The organism is Elongatibacter sediminis (genome assembly GCF_037892215.1).
In the GTDB taxonomy this organism is placed as follows: Bacteria; Pseudomonadota; Gammaproteobacteria; order Xanthomonadales; family SZUA-36; genus Elongatibacter; species Elongatibacter sediminis.
Window position 1 is genome coordinate 240,402 of record NZ_JAZHOG010000003.1, and the last position, 20,850, is coordinate 261,251.

Genomic DNA, 20,850 nt, shown 5'->3' on the forward strand with positions numbered 1-20,850 from the left:
CGGAGCGGGTATCAGGCCGCGCCGCGGAACGCTTCGAGGACGGCGTCGATCTGTTGCGGGGTATGTGCGGCGCTGACGCTGCAGCGCAGGTAGCTGTGACTGTCGGGCGATGCCGGCGGAACCATCAGGTTCACGTATACACCGGCTTCGAGCAGCCGGTTCCAGAAGCGCAGGGCATCATCCCGCGCCCCGATGCGCACGGCGACCACCGGGCTCGGTTCCGGGCCGAGCTGGTGGCCCAGCGACTGCAGGCCGTCATACAGCCGGTGCGCGTTGCGCCACAGGTTCTCGCGCAGTTGCGGCTGTGCCTGCAACTGGCGCAGGGCCTCGCGCACCGTGGCAATGGTGGCGGGGCTGCCGGAGGCGGTGAAAATAAAGGGGCGAGCGACGTAGCGGAACAGATCGAGCTCCGGATGCGGGCTGACGCAGAACCCACCCATCGCGCCGAGGCTCTTGCTGAAGGTGCCCACCGTGAAATCGACCTGGTCCAGCACGCCGCGCGCTTCGGCAACCCCCCGGCCGCGATCGCCGTAAACGCCGAGCGAATGCGCTTCGTCGACCATCAGCAGGGCACCGTATTGTTCCTTCAGGCTGACGAATTCAGCCAGTGGTGCCGTGTCGCCGAGTACGCTGTACAGGCCCTCGGTGACGATCAGGGCATTGGCCGAGCGCTCGCCCAGCCGTCGCAGGCGTTTCTCCAGGCTGTCGGGGTCGTTGTGTTTGAAGCGGAAAATCTCGGCGCCGCTCATCCGGCAGCCGTCGTACAGGCTGGCGTGCGCGTCGGCATCCAGCAGTACCGCGTCCGCGGGTTCGAGCAATGCGGCCAGTACGGCGAGATTGGCGGCGTAGCCGGTGGAGAACACCAGTCCGTAGGGCAGGTCGTAGAAAGCCGCCAATTCACGTTCGAGCGCGGTGTGGTCGGCGAAGCTGCCATTGGCCATGCGCGATCCCGTGGTGCCGGTGCCCTGGGCCTCCAGGGCGCGTTTGCCGGCATCGATGCAGGCGGGATCGAAGGTCAGGCCGAGGTAATTGTTGGTGCCGGCCAGAATGGTTCGGCGCCCGGCGACCCGGCCCTCGGTGGCCGACAGGATTTCCTCGATGACGACGCCGGTGGGATCGTTGTGGTCGCCGCCGAGTCCGGCCCGGATGGCCGCGACGGCCTGAAACTTGTCGAGCAGGGGCATGGGCGGAGTCAGGCGGTCTGCTGCACGGCGACCGTTGCGAGATCGCGGACGGTATGGACGTCCGACAAGCGGTTCATGTCGATCGCGATGTCGAGATCGTCCTCCAGTTCCATCAGGAATTCCATCACCTGGAAGGAATCCAGGGTCAGGTCGGAGGTCAGGCCGGTATCGCCGGATATCGTGACCCGGCTGGACGGATCCGCTGTCCAACGCGGTTCCAGGTAGCGGGTAAGCAACGCGATGATTCGTGGTTCGATGTCGTCGGGTGCAGTGTTCAAGTAGTACTCCGAAAGTCGTCCAGGGTCTGACGCAGCCCCTGCGCCAGCTCGATTCGGGGTTGCCAGCCGGTGTCGGCGCTCAGGGCTGTATTGTCACACAACCAGTCGGCCTGGGTCAGTTCCTCGACCTTGCCGGGAGTCAGCATCGGCGGGTACCCCAGCAGTCGGGACAGTCCCAGGTTCAGGTTGGCGATCGCGCGCAGCAGACCGGTGGGCACGCGCAGCAGGCGGGGGTTGTCGCGGCCCGCGGCGGCGGCGATGGCATGCCAGTCGTAGCCGCCCTCGCGGCCGTCGTCCAGGGTATACAGGCGGCCCGCGGATGCGGGCCACGCGTGGAGCCACGCCAGCACCGCACGCGCCAGGTCCGCCGCATGGATCAGGGAAACCCGCTGGCTGGCGGGACCGGCGTGCGCGATCCAGCCGCTGCGCGCCATGCGCAGGATGGGGCGCATTTCGCGGTCACCGGGGCCGTAAACGGCCGGCGGCCGCAGGATGGTCCAGCCGCCCGGCGCGTAACGGCGCAGCGCCTGTTCGCCCAGCAGCTTGCTTTGGGCATAGTCGGATAACTCGGGTTGTCCGGCCGCCAGCGATGAGATCAGCAGGGTCGGCGGGGGCGGGCCCACGCCGGCCAGTGCCTGCATGAGTTGCCGCACGCCGGCCTCGTTCGCGGGCAGGAAATCATCGAGTACGCGGCCGCGAACGCTGCCGGCGCAGTAAATCACCGCCGTGCAGTCTGCAACCGCCCGTTCCAGCGCCGGCCCGTCCGACAGGGCGGCCTCTACGGCCTGACAGCGTGGGTCGACGTGCTCTGCATTGGCCGAGCCCGGCCGTACCAGGGCGCGCACGGTGCAGCCGGCGCCGAGCAGGGTGGCCTGAATGTGCCGGCCGATGAAACCGGTGGCCCCGGTGAGAAAAACGGTGTGGTGGCTGGCAGGTTCAGCCGGCATGGCGTGAATGATATCCGGACACCGGTGTGCCGGTGTGCCTTCAGGCGGTTCTGCGCACGCTCGATGCGGAAGTGGGCCGGGAGTCCGTGGCCTTGCCCTTGCGCTCGAAATAGCCCTGCCGGGAAAGGCTGCGTGACAGTTTGCCCGACGAGGTTCGCGGCAGCGTGCCGGGCTTGACCAGGTCGACGACGACGTTGATTCCGAAGTGCTCGTGCATCAGCGACCAGATCGAGTGAACCAGGCGTTCGCGACTGTCCGGGTCGCGATCTCGCGTTTCCACCACGATGACGGCCTGGTCCTCGTCCGATTCGCGGCTGATCGCGAAGGCCGCGACGCCGCCGAGCCGCACTGCTTCCTGGCGTTCGACCAGGGTTTCCATGTCATGCGGCCAGATGTTGCGGCCCTTGATGATGATAACGTCCTTGCTGCGGGCCGTGATGACCAGCCGGTCGTCGAACCGGTAGCCGATATCGCCCGTATCCAGCCAACCATCTTCGGCCAGCACCTGGGACGTCGCTTCGGGATCGTCGAAATAGCCACCCATGACGCTGGGGCCGCGCAGGAATATCCGGCCACACTGTCGCTCTCCGAGTGTGTTTCCGGCATCATCGCGAATGTCGAGTTCGAAGCCCGGCACGGCGATGCCGCAGTCGACGTAAGCGGCCGCGTTCGGTGAATCCGGCGCCACCGGAGCCGCGATACCTTCCCGGGCCATGCGTTCGCTGTCGACACGATCCACCTGCAGGCCTTGTCCGAGAGGGGCGAAACTCACCGCCAGTACCGACTCAGCCATGCCGTAGCAGGCCGTGAAGGCACGGGCATCGAATCCGCAGGGCGCGAGCGCTTCGGCGAATGCCTGCAGCGGAGCCGGCTTGATCTGTTCCGCACCGACGCAGGCGGCGCGCCAGGAACGCAGGTCATAGCGCTCGTAGTCCGATGGCCGTAGCCGGCGGGCGCACAGGGCGTAACCGAAGGTCGGGCTGGACGAGATGGTGCCGCGATTGTCCGAAATCAGTTTGAGCCAAAGCCGGGGCCGCATGGCGAAGGTGCGCGAGGCGATATAGTCGGCCGAAAGCTGCGCGATCAGTGGCACCAGAATGAAGCCGATCATCCCCATGTCGTGGTAGAACGGCAGCCATGATACAAAGCGGTCCTCGCGATCGAGTCGCAGACCGTTGAGTGCTATCTGGCGCAGGTTTTCCAGCACAGTGCGTTGATCGATTTCGACGCCGCGCGGAAAGCGGGTGCTGCCCGATGTGTACTGCAGATAGGCCAGGTCTGTGCCGGTGGCGGGAATCAGTTCGTCGCTGGACTGGGGGAGCCCGTCGAATTGCTCCGGTGTTCCACTCATTACGAGATCGAGTGGCTCGACGACCTCGGCCAGCAGGTCGGCATGGGACTCCGGTGCTACCGCGATGCGCGCGCCGCAACTGTCCAGCATTCGCCGGACCTGTGACACATAGGCCTGGTGAGCGCCGAGGTTGACGCCGGCCGGCACCGCCACGGGAACGAGGCCGGCGAACTGGCAGGCGAAGAAGAAGCGGTGAAACAGGGGGTCGGTTTCGGCAACGATACCCACCCGGGTGCCGCGGGGGCAGCCCAGACCGGCAAGCCGGCGCGCCAGGGTGCGTGCCTCGTCGTAGAGATCGCGATAGCTCAGGATGTGTTCGAGCTGGCCGTTGTGGCCGTAGAAATTGAAACCGGTGTCTCCGGTCGCCGCATATTCGAGCGCGTCGGCGAGTCCTGAGAAGCCGTCGCAGCGTAGTTCCAGCTTGCGATTGACCGGAGTTGCGCGGAGTTCGGTCGATTCGATCCCCGATGATGATTTTTCGCTCGTCATCCCGTGGTGGCCTTCGTTTGTTGCGTCCTCTAGGGGTACGTCACCCGATTCAGGCTACACGCCGAAGCTTGGCGGTGCGTGGCAAGTATGGACGAGGTTCCGACGCCAGCGCGGTCCGTGCACAACCCGTCCGACGCACCGTTGAGGCGGTTTTTTGTCACTCGTCTTCAGCCGGGTCTGCAGTGTTGCCGAAATCCCTCGTACAGCGCGTATTCTCTTTTATATTCGTTTGATTTGCTGTTTTCTGCGCGCCCATTATAAGTATTTAAAACGATTTGGGGTAAAAGAAACGTTAATTACCTGATGTCTTTCACTTTTCCGCTGAACCGGCCGGCCGGCGAAGGAGCGCGAATCCGAGCACCAGGCCGGCGGCCAGTGCCGCCGCCAGCCAGGCCCAGGTTGCGCCCGGCAGATAGCTGGAACGGTAGAAATCGTCGCTGATGCCGGCCACGCCCCAGAGGTCGCCGCTGCCCGCCCCCACCACCAGTTGTCCGCGCATGCCTTTCTCCATGTGCTGGGCGATGTCGCAGTGGATCAGGTAGGTCCGGTCTTCACCCGGGACGATGAATGTTCCCGTGCGCTGGTGTCCGCCGGCTACCTCGATGTGGAACATCCCGCCCGGATACAGGTAGCGGGGCAGCCCGTGCACCATCCACTGATGGCGCACTTCGTCGTCGTTGACGAAGGTAACCGAGACCCGGCTGCACGGTGGTACCCGCACCTCGTGCTGACTCATGCCGAAAATGTGGCCGGGACGTCCCGCGGCGTGTTCGCGCCCCGCGTGGATGGTGAAGTTCGCCTCTTCGCCGACCGCGGCGCAATCGCGCGGCAGCCGGTCCGTGTTCGCGTTCATCACCGTACCCGAGGCGTCGCCCGACATGGCGTGGTGCTGGTGTCCCGCCATCGGATCCGGATCAGCCTGGTTTTCGTCGCGCGCGTCCGCGAAGCCGCAGAGCAACAACCCCGCCAACAGGGATGCGGCCACATGCCTCATCGCGGTGACCGCCTGCTCACGACAGCGCCCCACAGCAGGGCGAGCAGTATCCCGCCGGCGAGCGCCAACCCGACCAGCCGCCACAGCAGCCACCGGTCGGTGCCGGTGTCGTCGAGCAGTCCCGGCAGATAGTTGTGCCACACCGGCACTTCGCGCCGGTAATAAGCCGCGGTGAAGTAGTTGTCCCAGGACACGCCCTGGTTCTTCGGCCAGCCGTCGGATTGGAGGTATTTGCCGTAAGCGATGGCGCTGATATTGCCCCCGGGACCGATGCCGTCATTGGTCACTCCCCGGTTGCCGTGGTCGTGAAACAGCCAGATGCCGGGTCCGTACGCATTGAGGCCGTCGTTGACCAGCCGCAGATCCAGGTCCAGGCGCTGGGCCGTGGCCAGCCAGGCCACGTCCTGTGGTGTACGCAAGCCTTCGGGGAGCGGCACGCCGTCGCGGTGCGTGACGGTGAATTTGTGCCCGTGGGTGTGCAGCGCGATGCCGTTCACGCCGCCGTTGACGACCCTCAGCTTGAGCCGGTCGCCCTCGTTACCGGTGACCAGGGATTCCCGGAAGGTGTAGGGGAACGAACGCCCGTTGACGGTGAAGTAATCCTGGGTGGCGTCGGTGACATCGTAATCGCGATGCATCGACCGGGTGATCAGGCGCGGGTCGTTGTGTGCGCGGATGCGCTCACCCAGTTGCCGGTCGAGGTCGAGGTAATGCAGATCGAATTCCGCCGCGTAGGCAGCCCGGGACTCCGCCGACCGGACCCGGACCTGTCCGGCCCCCGGGTTGAGGGTCTGCACCCAGTTGTCCGGCCGGTTGTCCTCGATGACGAACAGGCCCTGCAGGCCCATCTGAACGTGCACGTGGGGTTGCACGTGGCAATGGTAGAACATCGTGCCGGCTTCGCGCGGCTGCAGCTCGTAGGTTCGCGCCGCGCCCGGAACCACCGGCACTTCGCTGGTCAGCGGCACGCCGTCATTGCCTTCGCCGGTGACGTCGACAAAACCGTGGTCGGCGCCATGCAGGTGGATGGTGTGCGGCATGTAGTGGCTGTTTTCGAGCGTGATCCGCACGCGGTCCCCCTGTTCCACGCGGATGGCGGGCGAGGGCAGGCGCAGCTCCGGGCGGGCCTGTTGCGATTCGATGTTCTCCACCGCCATGCCGTGGAGTTTGGGGGCGAAGACCCACAGCCCCGGCTCGATGCCCGGCGCGATGGCGTAGCGGGTCACCGGCCCCGGCACGATGGCCGAGCCGCCGTTCAATTCCGCGACTTCCAGGCGAATGTGGATCTCGTCCGGGTCGCCGTCGCCGTCGAGGTCCGCGCCCACCTCCACCGCATCGGCGGTTAGCCCGCTCTTCATCAGTGTTTCCGCGGACACGTTGTTCGTGCCGCGCACGGAGGCCGCGAGCAACCAGGGATTGTCGGCGACGCAGCTGTCAACCCGTTCGATCGTGACACCTTCGATTTCATGCGCTTCGCGCCAGCCTTCGGGGTCGGGCGGACAGTAAACTTCGGGCTCCGCGCCGGCACCGGGAGCCCGCGGCGGCACGGACGGGGGCAGGGGCCGGTCATCGCTCGCTCCGAAGAGGCGGGTGAGTTGCAGGCGCAGCGTTTCCGGATACCAGTGAGGCGGATAGCTCACCGCCGCCAGCACGATCGCGAAAGCCCACAAGGCGGTGCGACGTTTCATGCCGTACTCGCTCGCTTGCGCTTGCCTCGCCACCATACGGCCAATCCCAGCGCGACGAGCAGCAATGCCGCCAAGGTCAGCCAGGGCCGGCCGGTACCGACCGCGAAAGGAAAGACTGCCCGGTAGGTGTTGTCATTGGTCGGGTGGCCGGCCGTCACGATCCCGATGTATTCGCCTTTCTCGCTGAAGTCGTACTCCGCCTGGAACGATGCATCCGGTCGAATGACGGGTGGATGGTAGTAAAGCGTGAGCGGTTCCAGGTCGCCGAGTGCCGCCACGTCCTCCCACTGCGCGAAACGTCCCTGGCCGGTGGTGTTGCGGATGATCCGGAAATCGACCGGCACCAGTTTGAGGCTGGGGTGCAGGTAGTCGAGCACGAAGACGGTCGGGCCCGTGTCCGGCAGGTCCTCGCAAAACTCCTCGTTGCCCGACGTTGCGGGTTGGTAGGCAGTGAAGCGGGCGCTGTAGAAATCGATGTGCATGGTGCATCCCGCGTTTGTCATCACCACGCCGCCGCCGGCGTGCACACCCGGCGGGAACGAACACAGCACGAGCAATACGACAGCGATCAGGCCACCGGAAGCCGTGCGCCGGGGTCGGGATACGGCGGCAGGGAGCGGCGCGGGCGGATATTCCTGCTCTGGCGCCTGAAATCGCACTCCGGCCTCAGCGAACCGCGGATTCGGTGATGACCGGATAAATCGGACGATCGCCGGGCTGAACGTAATATCGGGCCATCTCCGGACCGAGGGCGGCAAGTTTCTGCTGGCGGTTTTGCGGGTTCGGATGCGTGCTCAGAAACTGTGGCACGCCGGAGCCCGACTCCCGGTTCATCTTCTGCCACAGGGATACCGCGGCGTCCGGATCGTATCCCGCCCGGGCGGCCAGTTCGATGCCAATCCGGTCTGCTTCCGTTTCGGCCGCCCGGCTGTTGGGCAGGGTGACGGCGAGGGCCGCTGCGGCGGCAGCACCGGTCATGGCGATGCCCTTGTTGTCCGAAGCCACGCCCACCGCCGCCACGCCGAGGCCACTGGCCATGGCGACCGACATCTTCTCGGCCGTGTGATTGGCGAGCGCATGTGCGATTTCGTGGCCCATGACCTGGGCCAGTTCGTCATCGGTGGGCTGGAGCTTTTCGATCAGGCCGGTGTAGATCGCCATACGACCACCGGCCATGCACCAGGCATTGACGGTGTCGGGGTCATCGATGACGGCCACGCTCCACTTCCAGTCCGCGGCGTCGGGCCGCATCACGAGGGCCTGGCTGACCAGGCGACCGGTGATGCGCCGCACTCGCTCCACCACCGCCGGGTCGTCCGACAGCTTGCCTTCCTGTTTCAGTTTTCCGACTTCCTGAACGTAGGCCTGGGCGGATGACTGAATGGCCGTCTGCTCCGAAACCAGCATCAGTTGGCGGCGGCCGGTTGGGCTGGTTGCACAGGCGGCCAGCAGGCACGTCATCAGAATGATCGAGACGGTCAGTGGCAAAAACCGTGCGGGCTTCATGGTCGGATCCTGGAAGTTTGCGTTGAGGATGGTATCGGGTTGAGTAATCGCTGTCGGTATCAATATGTGATCGGGTCGGGTTCGCCCGTTCGCCCCGGTTGCGGTCTTCGGAGATCGGGCACCGGGGTTCGGGGGTTTTCGGCAATGCCGGCCTTGCCCCGGAATTGTATCGGAATTCTCTGAAAATACCTGTTTCGGGCTGGGTACGCCATTTGTGAGCCGTTATAATCGCGGCCCCAACACCCGAGCAGGCGACCTGCATGAGCGTATTCGACCATCCCGAATTCGATGACCACGAGTCCATCACCTGGTTCAGTGATTCGGACACCGGGCTCAGGGCCATTGTGGCCATCCACTCCACCGTGCTCGGGCCGGCTGGTGGCGGTGTCCGCCGCTGGGCTTATGCCAGTGACGCCGAAGCGCTCACCGATGCACTGCGCCTGTCGCGCGGCATGACCTACAAGAGCGCGGTCGCCGGGGTCCGCTTCGGCGGTGGCAAGGGAGTGATTCTGGCATCCGAAGACGCACCGAAATCGCCCGAGCTCATGGCTGCGTTCGGCCGGGCGGTGGAAGCACTGGGCGGGCGTTATGTCACGGCCGAGGACGTGGGCATGACGGTCGAGGACATGCGGTTGGTGCGGGAACAGACCGCGTACGTTTCCGGCCTGCCACCGGTCGAGCAATCCGCCGGCGGCGACCCGGGTCCGTGGACGGCCATGGGTGTGTTCCTGGGGCTGAAGGCCGCAGTGGCCTTCGCGCGCGGTTCAGACGACCTGAAGGGTCTGCGCGTGGCGGTGCAGGGGGTCGGCAGCGTTGGCATGCAATTGTGCCGCTATCTCAACGAGGCCGGCGCCGAACTGCAGGTGGCCGACGTCAATGCGCGCAATCTCGACCGGGCCCGCAGCGAACTGCCGGTCACCGTGGTGTCGCCGGACGACATCCTCTACACCGATGCCGATGTGCTGGCGCCGTGCGCGCTGGGCAACATCCTGGATGCCGATTCGATTCCGCGTATTCGCGCCGGTGTGATCGCGGGCGCGGCCAATAATCAGCTTTCCACGGAAGACGACGGCCGATTGCTGACGGAGCGTGGGATTCTCTACGCACCGGATTACGTGATCAATGCCGGCGGCATCATCAGTTGCGGTCTGGAATATCACGGTGGCGCCAGCGAAGCCGACCTGCGTGAGGCCATTCACCGGATTCCCGAACGCCTGACGAAAATCTTCGAGGAGTCGCGATCCGGCGGCCGGCCCACCAGTGAGGTGGCTGATGCGTGGGCGCGGCGGATCGTCGCTGAAGGCGCGGGCGCCTGAGCTTCGCGCCGGCCGGACTCAGTCCGGCAGCGGAATGAACTCGTCGTCACCCGGGACCTTGTCGAAACGTCCGTCCCGCCAGTCGGATTTGGCCTTTTCGATGCGTTCGCGTGACCCGGAGACGTAGTTCCACCAGATATGGCGCTCGCCCACCGGTGAGCCGCCGATGACCATGACATGAGCGTCCGCATCGGCCTTCAGGCTCAGGCCCGTTCCGGCACGGGCCACGCCCAGCGTGCCGGAGTCCAGGGTGTCTGAATCCTGGCCACCGGGTGCCGTGGTCACCGCGCCTGCCACCACGTAAACCGCCAATTCCCCGGCCGGTTCGAGATCCAGTTCGGCGCCGGCCGGAATTCTGCATTCGAGGTAGAGTGTGGGTGAATGCTGATGGACCGGGGAGCGCTGTCCCCAGGCCTCACCCATGATCAGCCGTACCGTGGCCGCGCCAACGCTGAACTCCGGCAGATCTTTCGCTGCGTAGTGGATGAAGCCGGGATCGCATTCCTCCAGACCGTCCGGCAGCGCCATCCACGACTGGATGCCATGCAGGCGCGAGGTCGTCGCGACGTCGTCACCGGCGCGCTCGGAATGAACGATGCCGCTCCCCGCGGTCATCAGGTTAACGGCGCCGGCGCGAATGGGCTGCACGAAACCCAGGCTGTCGCGGTGCATGATCTCACCCTCGAAGAGGTAGGTGACCGTGGCCAGCCCGATGTGCGGGTGCGGCCGCACCTGGATGCCTTCCCCGGGCGGGAATTCCGCCGGTCCCATGTGATCGAAGAAAATGAACGGTCCCACCATGCGGCGCCGGGGCGCCGGCAGTACACGACGCACGCTGAACCCGCCCAGGTCATGGTCGCGCGGCCGGATGGTCAGCTCGACCGGTCCGGGATGGGTGGCTTCGGTGCATTCGGGATCACGGTCGGGATAACGGCTCATTGGTGGGTCTCACTGCGGGAAGGTCCGTTTATTCTGCCGTGCCGGTTGCAGGGATGAAAGCCGCGGCCACCAGTAACCGGCGCCGTTTCGGCAAGCCGGGAGTGCCTGCTAGAATGCCGGTACCGCCCGCCCATCAGGAGCCGCCCATGCCGGGATTGAACCTGGAGACGGTATTCGTCCACCTCAGCCAGATCGGGATCGCCTACCTGCTGGCCCTGCCGGTTGCCTGGGATCGTGAACAGGAAGCCCGCAGTGCCGGCCTGCGAACGTTTCCGCTGGTGTCGGTGGCCGCCTGCGGCTACATGCTGGTGGGTATCCAGGTGCTGGACACGACCGACGCGGAGTCGCGGGTGCTTTATGGCATCGTAACCGGCATGGGTTTCATCGGCGGTGGCGCCATCCTCAAGAGCAACGGCACCGTGGCGGGAACGGCGACGGCGGCCAGCCTGTGGATGACCGGCGCCATCGGCATCGCCGTGGCGTATCACCGGTACGAGATCGCCCTGGTGCTCGCCATTCTGAATTTCATCACCCTGCGTTACGTCAAACGCCTCAAGTAACGGGCGGGCGCGAACGGCGCTCTCGAAGCCCGGGCGCCGCGTGGACGCCCGGGGTTCGTGTGCCTTTCCTCAGGCGGCCCGGCTCTGCGGGTCGGTCCGCACTACCGGAAAGTCGATGTCGGTGTCGACGATGTGGTTGAAGTAGTTGGTGAACAGATTCATGCCGACGTGGGCGATGATCTCCACCAGTTCGGCATCACTGACCTCCCGGTTGCGCAGAGCCTGCAGGTCGGCGGCTTCGACGTGACCGCGGTTCTTCACCACCTTGCGCACGAAGTCGAGGATCACGGCGGTCCGCGGGTCGCTGGCTTCGCCACGCAGATTGCGGGTGGCTTCGTCCGACGCGACGCCCGCGCCGCGCGCCAGGGCCGAGTGCGCCGAGGCGCAGTAGTCGCAACCGTTCTCGCCGGCGACCGTCAGAGCGATCTGCTCCGCCAAAGCGGCGCCGAGCACGCCCTGGCCCAGCCCTTCGCCGTAGCCGAGATAGGCATGAAGCAGAGCAGGGGAATGCGCCATCGTGGCGTAGATGTTAGGCACCATGCCGATTTTCGACTTGATCGCACCGAGAATCTCGGCGGCGGGTGAGCCGGCGCTCGCGTTGACGGGGTTGATTGTGGGCATTTCAGTATCTCCTTTTGTTGATAGAGTAAACAGATCTGTTTACTTTCGGGCGTAAAAGTAAACAGATCGGTATCGTTTGTCAACCCATAATTTCTTGTGGATATTTATAAAAGATTCGAAATTATTGATAAATGCCGATAATTAAAGCAAAATACCATCAAATTTCGCGTCAAATAAAGTAACTAATCGGTTTCTACTATGTCGAAAAAACGCTTGCAACTGATCGAGACGGCCGTCGAACTCTTCAATGAGCACGGTTTCCACGGCGTGGGCATCGATCGGATTGCGGAGGCGGCCGGGGTGTCGAAGAAGACGATGTACCACCACTTCCGGTCCAAGGAGGAGCTGATCCTGGCCGCGCTGCGGCACCATGACGGTCTGTTCCGGAACCAGTTCATGAAGGGGGTGGAAGCCGCCGCCGACACGCCGCGCGAGCGGCTCCTGGCGATTTTCGACGTGGCCGAAGCCTGGTTCGCGAGCAATCGCTTCTTCGGCTGCCTGTTCATCAACGCGGTGGGTGAGTACGCGGAACCCGACACGCCGATTCGCGGGGTATGCCGGCAGTTCAAGCAACTGATGCGCGGCTACATCGAGGACCTGGCGCGTGAGGCCGGCGCACCCGATGCCCCGGCACTCGCCGACGCGCTGGCGCTGCTGTTGGAAGGCGCCATCGTCACCGCCCAGGTGTCCGGCAATCCGTCGGCGGCGGAGTCCGCCCGTCAGGCCGCTGCCGTTCTGATCGACCACGCCCTGTCCGGCTCTGTCATCGAAGCCTGATTGCAGTATCCTTCGCTGCGTGATGACGCGGACGGCACGGCAGATTCGACTTCGACGCTTTCTCTTGCTCCCGATCGGCACCTTGCTGCTGGCGTGGGTGCCGGCGGCGGTGGCGCAGTGGGCATTCGAGGAAGTCAGCCTGGCGCGCGGGCTCGGCGGTTATGCAATGGCAGTCGGCCCGGTGGGCGGCGCGGCGGCGGCGGACTACGACAATGACGGCGACATCGACCTGTTCGTGCCCACGGCCGAGGGCAAGTCCGATCTGCTTTTTCGCAATGACGGCTCCGGCCAGTTCAGCGACGTGTCGAACGCGTCCGGATTCACCCTGACCCACAATCACCGCGCCGCGCTGTGGTTCGATTTCGATGGCGACCACCTGCTGGATCTGGTGGTGGGTGGAGATTGTCGCACGGACCCATTGTCCGACGGGGTCTGTGAACAAACTGAAAATCTCCGCCTGTATCGCCAACGGCATGACCACACGTTCGAGGACGTTACCGACGGCAGCGGCCTGGAAGCGAGCTGGGGTGGCCGGGCCAACGCGCACCGCAGCGGCCTGGCGGCCGGGGACATCGACAACGACGGCTGGCTGGACCTGTACGTGAACGACTGGAACGGGCGCGCCTGGCTGTACCGGAATGACCGGGACGGTAGCTTCACCGACGTCACGGTGGCGGCCGGACTCACCGACCAGACATTCGAACACCACCAGGCCATTTTCTACGACTTCAACGGTGACGGCTGGCAGGACATCTATGTCGCGGTCGACTTCTTTACGCCCAATTTTCTGTGGATCAACCAGGGCGACGGCACGTTCGTTGACCGCTCACAGGAAGCCGGTACCGGCAATGCGATGACGGACATGGGCATCGCGCTGGGCGACTACGACAACGATGGCGACATGGATCTCTACGTCACCAACATCACCCGCAACGGGGATCACAACGTCTTCCTGCGCAACGATTCCACGGGCAATGCACTGGCGTTCACTGAAATCGCCGAGGCTGTCGGGGTGGACGAAGGGTATTGGGGTTGGGGCACGACCTTTCTGGACGCCGACAACGATGGCTGGCTGGATCTGGCGGCCACCAACGGCCAGACCGTCGGTCAGTGGAGCGACGACCCCTCCCTGTTTTACCGCAATCTCGCCAACGACCCGGTGAGCTTCGAGGACGTTTCCGAGGCGGTCGGGTTCGACGATACGTTCATCGGCGCATCTCTGATTGCGTTCGACCACGACCGCGATGGCGACCTGGATCTGCTGCAGACGGCCCAGGGCGTGGGCGATCTGCAATTGCTGGACAATCAGCCGGACACGGCCGCGTCGCAGCGTCACTACCTGGTGGTACGCCCTCGGATGCCGGGCAACAATCACTTCGCCATCGGTGCGCAAGTGCATGTCACGGCCGGCCCGCTGCAGTTGATGCGGGCGATCCGCGCCGGAACCAGCACGCTGGGCCAGGAGCCGGCCGAGGCTTTCTTCGGGCTCGGGCCGTACGACCACGCTGACGAGGTTCGGGTGGTCTGGCCCGATGGCCGCCAGACCGTGATGGGCGAAGTGGCGGCCGGACAGGTGGTGACGGTGGAATCCGAATCTCCGTTCACCATCAATGCGGGGCTCAACGATGCCTGGTTCAATCCCGACACGTCCGGCCAGGGCTTTTTCGTGACCGTTCTGCCGGCCCTGGGCAAGGTGTTTCTGGCCTGGTTCACCTACGACACCGAACGTCCGGACGCTGCGGTCCAGGCCAGCCTGGGTGGCCCCGGCCAACGCTGGCTGACGGCCTTCGGCGACTACGCGGGCCACCAGGCGGTACTGGACATCGAGGTGACCCGTGGCGGTGTCTTCGACGCCGGGTCACCATCCCCGACCCAGCAGCCCGACGGTGAAATCGTGCTGGAATTCAGCAGTTGCAGCGCGGGTACGGTGAGCTACGATATTCCGTCCATTGGCCGCAAGGGTGTGGTGCCGATACAGCGGCTCGCATCGGATAACGTCGCGCGCTGCGAGGCGGCTGTGGTTCAATGACCGGGTCCGGACGTTCGCGTCATCCCGGTGTCAACGGAGTGGTCGGATGAATGGCCTGGAGAATCGCTGGCCCGCAGGACGGATCCGGGCCCGGAACACATCGCAAAGGAGAGTCTCATGAAGTTTCGAAGGATCGTTTCACACCTCGTCGCCATCAGCCTGTTGCTGGCACAGGTTTTGAGTCCGGTACACGCCGCCATGGTGGGCACCACCGATTATCTGGGTGTGCAGGATCGGGCTTCACTGGTCGCCACCGTCGATGCGGTCCTGGCGCGAGCCGATGTTCGCGATGAACTGGTCGCGATGGGAGTGGACCCGGCTGCTGCGCTGGAACGCGTGGATGCCCTGTCGGATGCGGAACTTCAGCAACTGGCCGGACAGCTTGAATCACTGCCGGCCGGTGGCGACGGTTTCCTGGCCCTGGTCGGTGCGGTTTTCGTGGTGCTGATCATTCTGGAGCTGACAGGCGTTATCAATATATTCAACAAGGCCTGACCCGATCAGCGGTTGCGGTGGGCGCCGGCTCGGCCGATTCATGCGGCTCGGCGCGGCCTTGCTGGTGCTGGGGATCGTGCTGGGCGGCTGCGTCTCGACGCGGCCGCCCCTGCGGTCTGCGCCGGTGGAACTCACGGACGTTCCGTTTTTCGCTCAAACCGCTTACCAGTGCGGTCCCGCCGCGCTGGCGACCGTGCTCAATGACAGCGGCCTCGACATTCTGCCGGCCGATATCACCTCGGACGTCTTCATCCCGGACCGCAAGGGCAGCCTGCAGATCGAGCTGGTCGCGGCGGCCCGGCGGCACGGCCGCCTGCCCTACCTGATCGAAGGTGATGTCGAGGCCCTGCTGACCGAACTGGAGGCCGGGCGGCCGGTACTGGTGCTGCAGAATCTCGCCTTCAGGCGATGGCCGAAGTGGCATTACGCCGTCGTGGTCGGTTACCTGCCCGGGCGCGACCGGTTCGTGCTGCGTTCGGGCCGCAAGGAGCGCCGCCAGACACCGACCGGTCTGTTCGCCCACCGGTGGTCATTGGCCGATAGCTGGGGTTTCGTGGTGCTCGATGAGGGTGAACTGCCGGCCTCGGCTTCGGCGGACGGGTGGGTACGCACACTGGCGGCCAGTGAAGGCCGGATCGACCCGGAATTCGCGCGGGCGGGTTACGAGGCCGGGTTGGCACGCTGGCCGGACAACCCCCTGTTGCTGTTCGCCGCCGCGAATTTCCATTACGGGTCCGGTGACCAGGCGGGCGCGCTGAAACTTTACCGGCATGTGCTGGAACTCGAACCGGCGCACCCGGCAGCGCGTAACAACCTGGCCAATCTGCTGCTCGAGCGCGGCTGCGTCACGCAGGCGCGGCTGGAAATCGACCGGGCGCTCGCTGATCTGCCCGCCGATGATCCGTTGCGGCCGGCGCTTGAAGACACCCGGAACGAGGCCCGTGCGGCGGACGAAGGGTCCGCCGAATGTCGCCAGGTCGAACCGGGTTCGGACGGGAAGCCCGAAGACGCCTGGCAGTAGCCCGACCGGCGCGGGATCAGGAAGCGGTCTCGGGCAGCTTGTTCAGTTCGTGCATGCTGTCGATCATGCAATGCTCGACATATCCACTCGGCCGATCGCGCACCATGACCTTGTCCATGCGGGTCACGCTGCCGGTTGTCGAAGAGATCGCGATGTTCTCCGCCGAGCGCAGGTTGTGGCAGGGGTTGCGCAAGGTGATCAGGTAGGAATCCGACGGACCGGTGTGGATGATGAGGTGCTTCTCGTCGATGCTGTTCCAGCCATTCAGCCGGTAATTGCGAATGCGTTCGACGGATTCACCGACCGTGTAGTGCCGCTGTTCCAGTTTCTGCTTCAGAGTCAGTTTTTCCGGCGGTGTGCTTGCGCACGCGGCCAGTGCCAGTACCGATGCCAGGATCAGCAGATATCTGCTCACAATCGAAATAATGTTCATGCCGTATTGTTGCCTCGGGGCCGGCCTGGCGGACGGAAGCCGCCGGGCCGCCCCTGTTGAACGGGTATGGTCTTTCGACCGCCCCTGACGGCAAAAGGTTTCAGATGATGTTCGCCAGTTGCGCCAGTTCGGCGCCGAAATCGGTACGGCAGCGGAAGCCCAGTTCCCGTTCGATCCGGCCGGCGTCGTAGACCCGGTCAATGGAGGGAAACATGGTCCACCCCAGTTTCTCGTAGATGGGCCTGTATTCCGGGAAGTAGCGTTCAACCACCGCCGGGGCATCCCGCATGAGCGCGTCACAGTCCTCGCGCCGGAACGGCGTCGGCGCGCAGACGATGTAGGTGCCGTGCCCGACCTCTTCGGCGCGGTTCAGCGCGGCCACGTGCGCGGCGCTCGCATCGTCGACGGTCAGTCGCCGGTACAGCAGTTCATTGGTCTTGGCGTTCCGGTCCGACTGGTCCATCAGGTGCAAGCGGTCGTCTTCTTCGGGAAAGAACCGCGCGGTGCGCAGCACGATCAGCGGCAGGCCGAATTGTTCGTGGTGCATGCGGCACAGGTGCTCCGCCGCCAACTTGGTCACGCCGTAGATATTGCGCGGCTGCAGCGGTTGCAGATCCTCGTCGATCCACAAGGCATGATCGAAAGATCCGGCCCGCAATTCGGCCGAAATCATCAGCGACGTGGTCGAGGTGTGCACGAAGCGGCGCACCGGGCTACCGGCCTCGGTCGCCGCCGAGAGCAGGTTGAGCGTGCCCTGTACGTTGACGGCGACGAAGTCGTCGACCGGGTGGGTCGCCATGTTGGGCTGGTGCAGCGCGCCGCCGTGAATGATGGCGTCGATGCCGTGATCGAATACGAGCTGGCGGATCAGTTTGCCGTCGGCGACCGAACCCGTCACCTCGGTGTCGGGGGAGGGCACCGGGTCCACGCCGACCACCTGGTGCCCGAGTGAGCGCAGCAGTGGCGCCAGGGAACGGCCCAGCCAGCCCGAGGAACCCGTCAGAAGAACGTTCATGGGGTCGAGAGTATTCAGCAGTCCGGTAAGGCTGACAACCCCCGTGAATCCTGAAGCCACCGGGCCGCTGTCCCGCGGCCCGGATGGGCTTCAGGCCCCACACCGATCACATGCCCCGATCAGTCTTCGTCTTCCTCGCATTCCTCGCCGGCTTCGTCGACGATGCAGAATTCCCCTTCGGAGAAAGTCTGGTTGCCGCTGGCTTCGATTGCGCCGACTTCGAACTTGAATTCCTCGACGTCGTTCACGTCGATATACGTTTCAATGAATTCGGCGGGCACCGTCACTTCCGTCTGGCCGGGGGGAAGCTGCACGCTGAACACCCGTTCGGGCTCGATGCCGTCGCCGTCCGCCGGTTCAACCACCACTTCCCAGCCGACAACGACCACTTCGGCGGGATCGGCGATGATTTCGGCTTCAATCAGGTCGGGGTCGTGGCATTTTTCCCCGAGGTCTTCGCCCGGTCCCCAGGCGATGACGACCGGGTCGCCGTCCACGAAAGCGGCGCCGTCCGTGTCGTCGATGTCGGGCGCGGCCGGCAGGTCGTAGGTGAGCTCGGCGTCGCCGGCGAAGTGTTCACCTTCGTTGGTCTTGCCGAACAGGGTGTAGTCACCGGCCGGAAATCGTGAAATGAATTCGGCCAGGGATACGACGGGCTCGTCGTCCTCGGAGTCTTCGGGGTCACAGACCGGTTCGGCGCTCTCGAAGAAGTTCTCGGTCAGACCTTGCAGGCGCAGATTGGCGAATGCCTTTTCATCGAGGAGCTTCATGCCGTCCGGGTCGTTCATGCGGACTTCCTTCCAGGCGCCGGCGTCGAACTTTGCGTGAAAACCGGCATCTCCGTCGGTCGCGTTGATTTCGATCAAGACCTGGGTCTCGTCGAACTCCGCGGTGGCGGATTGCGGAACGGCCAGGGCGGCGGCGATGGCGAGGCCGAGGATCGGACAGGCGAGTCTGGCAGGTGTCTGGGAGTCGATCATCGGGTTTCCTCCTGTCGGTTGGGGCGGCGATCGAGCCGCGGTCGCGAGCCCGGGTTGCCGGTACCCGTTAGACGGGGGGAAACGGAGAAATCAATCGGTGGTTCCGGTCCACTCCCGGCACAGCTTGAAGGTCTGTTCCTCCGCCAGTGGTTCGCCGGTCAGGCCGCAGCGGGCGCCGTGGGCTTCACGCAGGAAGTGATCGCAGGTGTGGCACACGCCGAATGCCTGCTGTCCGTTGAGTCGTTGCAGGCCGGTGAGCAGGGCGCGCAGATTCTGTTCCAGCGGGTCGGATTCCACGGGCAGGTCTCGCAGAGTTTCGTCCACGCGGCGCGTCCAGCTGTCGGCCAGCAGGTTTCGCGCCGCGGGCGTCAGCCGCAGGTGCACGCGACGCCGGTCGTGGGCATCCGGATCCCGGGCGACCAGTCCCTTGCGCTCCAGCACGGTGAGGGTCTGCGATACCGTGCCGCGGGTCACGCCGAAATATTCGGCGATGGCGATGGGCAGGTCGCTGTACTGGTTGGCACGGTCCAGATAGCTCAGCACCTGCAGGTGCATGGGCAGCAGGCCGTGCCGGGCGGCTTCGCTCCGAACGGACTGGTGGATCAGCGCCGACAGGCGCTCAAGCAGCAGGGTGGAGGCATTCATGTTCCTAATGTATCGCCTCTAAGCAAATCTTGACAAGGTATTTGTATCGACTCCATACTATAAATGCTTCGACTCGAAGCAAAATCAGGAGGAGATGTGAGATGAAACGGGTTCTGACAGCAATGGTGGTGGCGGGCACGATGGCGGGTACGTGGATGGTTGCGCTGGCCGAGGATGCGGCCGTGGCTTATCCGGACGGTTATCGGGACTGGCACCACGTCAAGAGTATGGTGATCGAGGAAGGCCACGCCCTGTACGGTGCCTTCGGCGGTATTCATCACCTTTACGCCAACGAAGCCGCGGTCCAGGGCTACCGGACGGGCCAGTTTCCGGACGGCGCCGTCATCGTGTTCGATCTGCTGGCGGCCGAGGATGCCGGCAACGCGTTGACCGAAGGGGCGCGCAAGGTGGTGGGCGTCATGGAACGCGATGCCGGGCGCTTCGGCGATACCGGCGGCTGGGGCTTCGAGGGCTTCGGCGGCGGCGACCCGGAGAACCGGGTGGTCGGAGCGGATGCCGCGACGGCCTGTTTCGGCTGTCATGCGCCGCAGGAGTCCACCCAGTACGTGTTCAGTACCATGCGCGATGGTGAATGAACGCAAACGGTAGTGATGTGCCAGCCAGGAAACCTGTTCAGCGCCGGCCGGATATCCGGCCGGCGGTTCAGTCGCCGCCCCCCATCAACTGGTAGGGTCCGCCCTTGTCCAGCGCGGCCTTGTAGGCCGGTCGCGCATGCATGCGCTCCAGGCAGACCGACAGGTTGGGGTAGCCGGCATCGAGATTCGTTCGGACCGCGGCGGCTTCCAGCGCAAAGCTCATCTGGATATCGGCCGCGGTGAAATCATCGCCACAGAACCAGTGTGATTTCGCCAGGGTGGCTTCCAGGAAGTCCATGTTGCGCTGCACGTTCTGGTCCAGGTAGCCCTCCCGCACCTTGCCGGTGATTCCACGCGCGATGGGCCGGACGAAGAACGGCATCTTCGCCGTGTCGATGCGGTTGAGTATCAGCGAAACGATCATCAGCGGCATGAAACTGCCTTCGGCGTAATGCAGCCAGTAGGTGTAGGCCCGGCGCTCGGGTGTCCCTTCGTCCGGCAACAGTCGCCCGTCGTCGTACCTGCCGACCAGGTATTCGATGATGGCACCCGACTCTGCCACCGTGATGCCCCTGTCAGTGACCACGGGGGACTTACCCAGCGGATGAACTTCCGCCAGTTCGGGTGGCGCCAGGCTGGTTTCCGGATTCCGTTTGTAGTGCTCGATGCGGTACTCGACGCCGAGCTCCTCGAGCAGCCACAGGATGCGCTGCGAGCGTGAATTTTCCAGGTGATGAACGGTGATCATGGGTTCGTCCAGTCAGGGATTGTGGTCGCGAATTGCGCCGCGAGGGCGCACCCGCGGCCGGGTGGAAACAATCGTGGACAGCGTGAACGGAGCGGGCCGCGGCCAGGAAAACGAGCGGAATCGATCCATGGTCGTAACGTGGGTCTGTCCACCGCCCCGGTTTCCTGTGTCTGGGTGATGCCTGAAAGTATAGTCCGGATTCCGTGACACACTTGTCCGGGGGTATCGTCGGCCATGG

22 protein-coding genes are annotated in these 20,850 nt (G+C 64.7%); 7 read left to right on the forward strand and 15 right to left on the reverse strand.

Features of this window, described 5'->3' with window-relative positions; all coding sequences use genetic code 11:
* Positions 1 to 11: 11 nt before the first annotated feature.
* The 8 genes from spt to V3330_RS05900 form a co-directional block, all read right to left on the reverse strand.
* Complete coding sequence (gene spt / locus V3330_RS05865; RefSeq protein ID WP_354694459.1) at positions 12 to 1,184, reverse strand: serine palmitoyltransferase; 1,173 nt, start codon at positions 1,182 to 1,184, stop codon at positions 12 to 14.
* A gap of 8 nt (positions 1,185 to 1,192) precedes the next feature.
* On the reverse strand, positions 1,193 to 1,462 hold the full coding sequence (locus V3330_RS05870; RefSeq protein WP_354694460.1) for an acyl carrier protein: 270 nt from the start codon (positions 1,460 to 1,462) through the stop codon (positions 1,193 to 1,195).
* Complete coding sequence (locus V3330_RS05875; RefSeq protein ID WP_354694461.1) at positions 1,459 to 2,409, reverse strand: NAD-dependent epimerase/dehydratase family protein; 951 nt, start codon at positions 2,407 to 2,409, stop codon at positions 1,459 to 1,461. Before V3330_RS05875 ends, V3330_RS05870 begins: the two co-directional genes overlap by 4 nt.
* A gap of 40 nt (positions 2,410 to 2,449) precedes the next feature.
* Positions 2,450 to 4,249: a fatty acyl-AMP ligase gene (locus V3330_RS05880; protein ID WP_354694462.1), complete on the reverse strand. Its 1,800-nt coding sequence runs from the start codon at positions 4,247 to 4,249 to the stop codon at positions 2,450 to 2,452.
* A 310-nt stretch (positions 4,250 to 4,559) separates the two neighbouring features.
* Positions 4,560 to 5,243: a cupredoxin domain-containing protein gene (locus tag V3330_RS05885; RefSeq protein ID WP_354694463.1), complete on the reverse strand. Its 684-nt coding sequence runs from the start codon at positions 5,241 to 5,243 to the stop codon at positions 4,560 to 4,562.
* The gene (locus tag V3330_RS05890; RefSeq protein WP_354694464.1) at positions 5,240 to 6,931 is read right to left on the reverse strand and encodes a multicopper oxidase domain-containing protein; all 1,692 of its coding nucleotides are present in this window, start codon (positions 6,929 to 6,931) and stop codon (positions 5,240 to 5,242) included. Before V3330_RS05890 ends, V3330_RS05885 begins: the two co-directional genes overlap by 4 nt.
* Positions 6,928 to 7,413 (reverse strand): hypothetical protein, encoded by a 486-nt coding sequence (locus tag V3330_RS05895; protein ID WP_354694465.1) that lies wholly within the window; start codon positions 7,411 to 7,413, stop codon positions 6,928 to 6,930. The genes V3330_RS05890 and V3330_RS05895 overlap by 4 nt, the downstream gene beginning before the upstream one ends.
* 184 nt (positions 7,414 to 7,597) lie before the next feature.
* A complete protein-coding gene (locus V3330_RS05900; protein WP_435791461.1) occupies positions 7,598 to 8,437 on the reverse strand; it encodes a M48 family metallopeptidase in 840 nt (279 codons plus the stop codon).
* A gap of 260 nt (positions 8,438 to 8,697) precedes the next feature.
* Here V3330_RS05900 and V3330_RS05905 point away from each other — a divergent pair, with 260 nt between their 5' ends.
* Complete coding sequence (locus tag V3330_RS05905) at positions 8,698 to 9,753, forward strand: Leu/Phe/Val dehydrogenase (protein WP_354694466.1); 1,056 nt, start codon at positions 8,698 to 8,700, stop codon at positions 9,751 to 9,753.
* An 18-nt stretch (positions 9,754 to 9,771) separates the two neighbouring features.
* On the opposite strand, the gene V3330_RS05910 is transcribed toward V3330_RS05905, so the two are convergent.
* Positions 9,772 to 10,692: a pirin family protein gene (locus tag V3330_RS05910; protein ID WP_354694467.1), complete on the reverse strand. Its 921-nt coding sequence runs from the start codon at positions 10,690 to 10,692 to the stop codon at positions 9,772 to 9,774.
* Between the two features lie 146 nt (positions 10,693 to 10,838).
* Between V3330_RS05910 and V3330_RS05915 the strand changes: the two genes are divergently transcribed.
* Positions 10,839 to 11,252: an MgtC/SapB family protein gene (locus V3330_RS05915; protein ID WP_354694468.1), complete on the forward strand. Its 414-nt coding sequence runs from the start codon at positions 10,839 to 10,841 to the stop codon at positions 11,250 to 11,252.
* A 69-nt stretch (positions 11,253 to 11,321) separates the two neighbouring features.
* Here the strand turns inward: V3330_RS05915 and V3330_RS05920 are convergent, their stop codons facing one another.
* Positions 11,322 to 11,873 (reverse strand): carboxymuconolactone decarboxylase family protein, encoded by a 552-nt coding sequence (locus tag V3330_RS05920; RefSeq protein ID WP_354694469.1) that lies wholly within the window; start codon positions 11,871 to 11,873, stop codon positions 11,322 to 11,324.
* 198 nt (positions 11,874 to 12,071) lie between these two features.
* Between V3330_RS05920 and V3330_RS05925 the strand changes: the two genes are divergently transcribed.
* From V3330_RS05925 to V3330_RS05940, 4 genes are all read left to right on the forward strand, one after another.
* Positions 12,072 to 12,650: a TetR/AcrR family transcriptional regulator gene (locus V3330_RS05925; protein ID WP_354694470.1), complete on the forward strand. Its 579-nt coding sequence runs from the start codon at positions 12,072 to 12,074 to the stop codon at positions 12,648 to 12,650.
* A gap of 22 nt (positions 12,651 to 12,672) precedes the next feature.
* Entirely contained in the window at positions 12,673 to 14,679 is a 2,007-nt protein-coding gene (locus tag V3330_RS05930) for a CRTAC1 family protein (RefSeq protein ID WP_354694471.1), read from the forward strand.
* A 117-nt stretch (positions 14,680 to 14,796) separates the two neighbouring features.
* Positions 14,797 to 15,174: a PA2779 family protein gene (locus V3330_RS05935; RefSeq protein WP_354694472.1), complete on the forward strand. Its 378-nt coding sequence runs from the start codon at positions 14,797 to 14,799 to the stop codon at positions 15,172 to 15,174.
* Between the two features lie 40 nt (positions 15,175 to 15,214).
* Positions 15,215 to 16,195 (forward strand): PA2778 family cysteine peptidase, encoded by a 981-nt coding sequence (locus tag V3330_RS05940; RefSeq protein WP_354694473.1) that lies wholly within the window; start codon positions 15,215 to 15,217, stop codon positions 16,193 to 16,195.
* A gap of 16 nt (positions 16,196 to 16,211) precedes the next feature.
* Here V3330_RS05940 and V3330_RS05945 read toward each other — a convergent pair whose 3' ends face one another.
* The 4 genes from V3330_RS05945 to V3330_RS05960 all read right to left on the reverse strand — a co-directional run bounded on the left by V3330_RS05945 (position 16,212) and on the right by V3330_RS05960 (position 19,268).
* Positions 16,212 to 16,628, reverse strand: a complete 417-nt coding sequence (locus V3330_RS05945; protein WP_354694474.1) for a DUF6491 family protein — start codon at positions 16,626 to 16,628, stop codon at positions 16,212 to 16,214.
* A 100-nt stretch (positions 16,629 to 16,728) separates the two neighbouring features.
* On the reverse strand, positions 16,729 to 17,643 hold the full coding sequence (locus V3330_RS05950; protein WP_354694475.1) for an NAD-dependent epimerase/dehydratase family protein: 915 nt from the start codon (positions 17,641 to 17,643) through the stop codon (positions 16,729 to 16,731).
* Between the two features lie 119 nt (positions 17,644 to 17,762).
* Positions 17,763 to 18,623, reverse strand: coding sequence for a hypothetical protein (locus V3330_RS05955; RefSeq protein ID WP_354694476.1), 861 nt, complete (start codon positions 18,621 to 18,623; stop codon positions 17,763 to 17,765).
* Between the two features lie 90 nt (positions 18,624 to 18,713).
* On the reverse strand, positions 18,714 to 19,268 hold the full coding sequence (locus V3330_RS05960) for a MarR family winged helix-turn-helix transcriptional regulator (RefSeq protein WP_354694477.1): 555 nt from the start codon (positions 19,266 to 19,268) through the stop codon (positions 18,714 to 18,716).
* A gap of 101 nt (positions 19,269 to 19,369) precedes the next feature.
* On the opposite strand from V3330_RS05960, the gene V3330_RS05965 reads away from it, so the two are divergent.
* Positions 19,370 to 19,864 (forward strand): cytochrome P460 family protein, encoded by a 495-nt coding sequence (locus tag V3330_RS05965; RefSeq protein ID WP_354694478.1) that lies wholly within the window; start codon positions 19,370 to 19,372, stop codon positions 19,862 to 19,864.
* Positions 19,865 to 19,931: 67 nt separating this feature from the next.
* Here the strand turns inward: V3330_RS05965 and V3330_RS05970 are convergent, their stop codons facing one another.
* Positions 19,932 to 20,612: a glutathione S-transferase family protein gene (locus V3330_RS05970; protein ID WP_354694479.1), complete on the reverse strand. Its 681-nt coding sequence runs from the start codon at positions 20,610 to 20,612 to the stop codon at positions 19,932 to 19,934.
* Positions 20,613 to 20,850 lie beyond the last annotated feature (238 nt).

Bases quoted from the DNA above. Each gene is read 5' to 3' on its own strand.
- V3330_RS05905 (WP_354694466.1), top strand. From the start codon at position 8,698: ATGAGCGTATTCGACCATCCCGAATTCGATGACCACGAGTCCATCACC.
- V3330_RS05945 (WP_354694474.1), bottom strand. From the start codon at position 16,628: ATGAACATTATTTCGATTGTGAGCAGATATCTGCTGATCCTGGCATCG.
- V3330_RS05930 (WP_354694471.1), top strand. From the start codon at position 12,673: ATGACGCGGACGGCACGGCAGATTCGACTTCGACGCTTTCTCTTGCTC.
- V3330_RS05910 (WP_354694467.1), bottom strand. From the start codon at position 10,692: ATGAGCCGTTATCCCGACCGTGATCCCGAATGCACCGAAGCCACCCAT.
- V3330_RS05895 (WP_354694465.1), bottom strand. From the start codon at position 7,413: ATGCACATCGATTTCTACAGCGCCCGCTTCACTGCCTACCAACCCGCA.
- V3330_RS05965 (WP_354694478.1), top strand. From the start codon at position 19,370: ATGAAACGGGTTCTGACAGCAATGGTGGTGGCGGGCACGATGGCGGGT.
- V3330_RS05880 (WP_354694462.1), bottom strand. From the start codon at position 4,249: ATGACGAGCGAAAAATCATCATCGGGGATCGAATCGACCGAACTCCGC.
- V3330_RS05900 (WP_435791461.1), bottom strand. From the start codon at position 8,437: ATGAAGCCCGCACGGTTTTTGCCACTGACCGTCTCGATCATTCTGATG.
- V3330_RS05960 (WP_354694477.1), bottom strand. From the start codon at position 19,268: ATGAATGCCTCCACCCTGCTGCTTGAGCGCCTGTCGGCGCTGATCCAC.
- V3330_RS05920 (WP_354694469.1), bottom strand. From the start codon at position 11,873: ATGCCCACAATCAACCCCGTCAACGCGAGCGCCGGCTCACCCGCCGCC.
- V3330_RS05935 (WP_354694472.1), top strand. From the start codon at position 14,797: ATGAAGTTTCGAAGGATCGTTTCACACCTCGTCGCCATCAGCCTGTTG.
- V3330_RS05925 (WP_354694470.1), top strand. From the start codon at position 12,072: ATGTCGAAAAAACGCTTGCAACTGATCGAGACGGCCGTCGAACTCTTC.
- V3330_RS05940 (WP_354694473.1), top strand. From the start codon at position 15,215: ATGCGGCTCGGCGCGGCCTTGCTGGTGCTGGGGATCGTGCTGGGCGGC.
- V3330_RS05970 (WP_354694479.1), bottom strand. From the start codon at position 20,612: ATGATCACCGTTCATCACCTGGAAAATTCACGCTCGCAGCGCATCCTG.
- V3330_RS05890 (WP_354694464.1), bottom strand. From the start codon at position 6,931: ATGAAACGTCGCACCGCCTTGTGGGCTTTCGCGATCGTGCTGGCGGCG.
- V3330_RS05915 (WP_354694468.1), top strand. From the start codon at position 10,839: ATGCCGGGATTGAACCTGGAGACGGTATTCGTCCACCTCAGCCAGATC.
- V3330_RS05885 (WP_354694463.1), bottom strand. From the start codon at position 5,243: ATGAGGCATGTGGCCGCATCCCTGTTGGCGGGGTTGTTGCTCTGCGGC.
- V3330_RS05955 (WP_354694476.1), bottom strand. From the start codon at position 18,623: ATGATCGACTCCCAGACACCTGCCAGACTCGCCTGTCCGATCCTCGGC.
- V3330_RS05950 (WP_354694475.1), bottom strand. From the start codon at position 17,643: ATGAACGTTCTTCTGACGGGTTCCTCGGGCTGGCTGGGCCGTTCCCTG.
- spt (WP_354694459.1), bottom strand. From the start codon at position 1,184: ATGCCCCTGCTCGACAAGTTTCAGGCCGTCGCGGCCATCCGGGCCGGA.
- V3330_RS05875 (WP_354694461.1), bottom strand. From the start codon at position 2,409: ATGCCGGCTGAACCTGCCAGCCACCACACCGTTTTTCTCACCGGGGCC.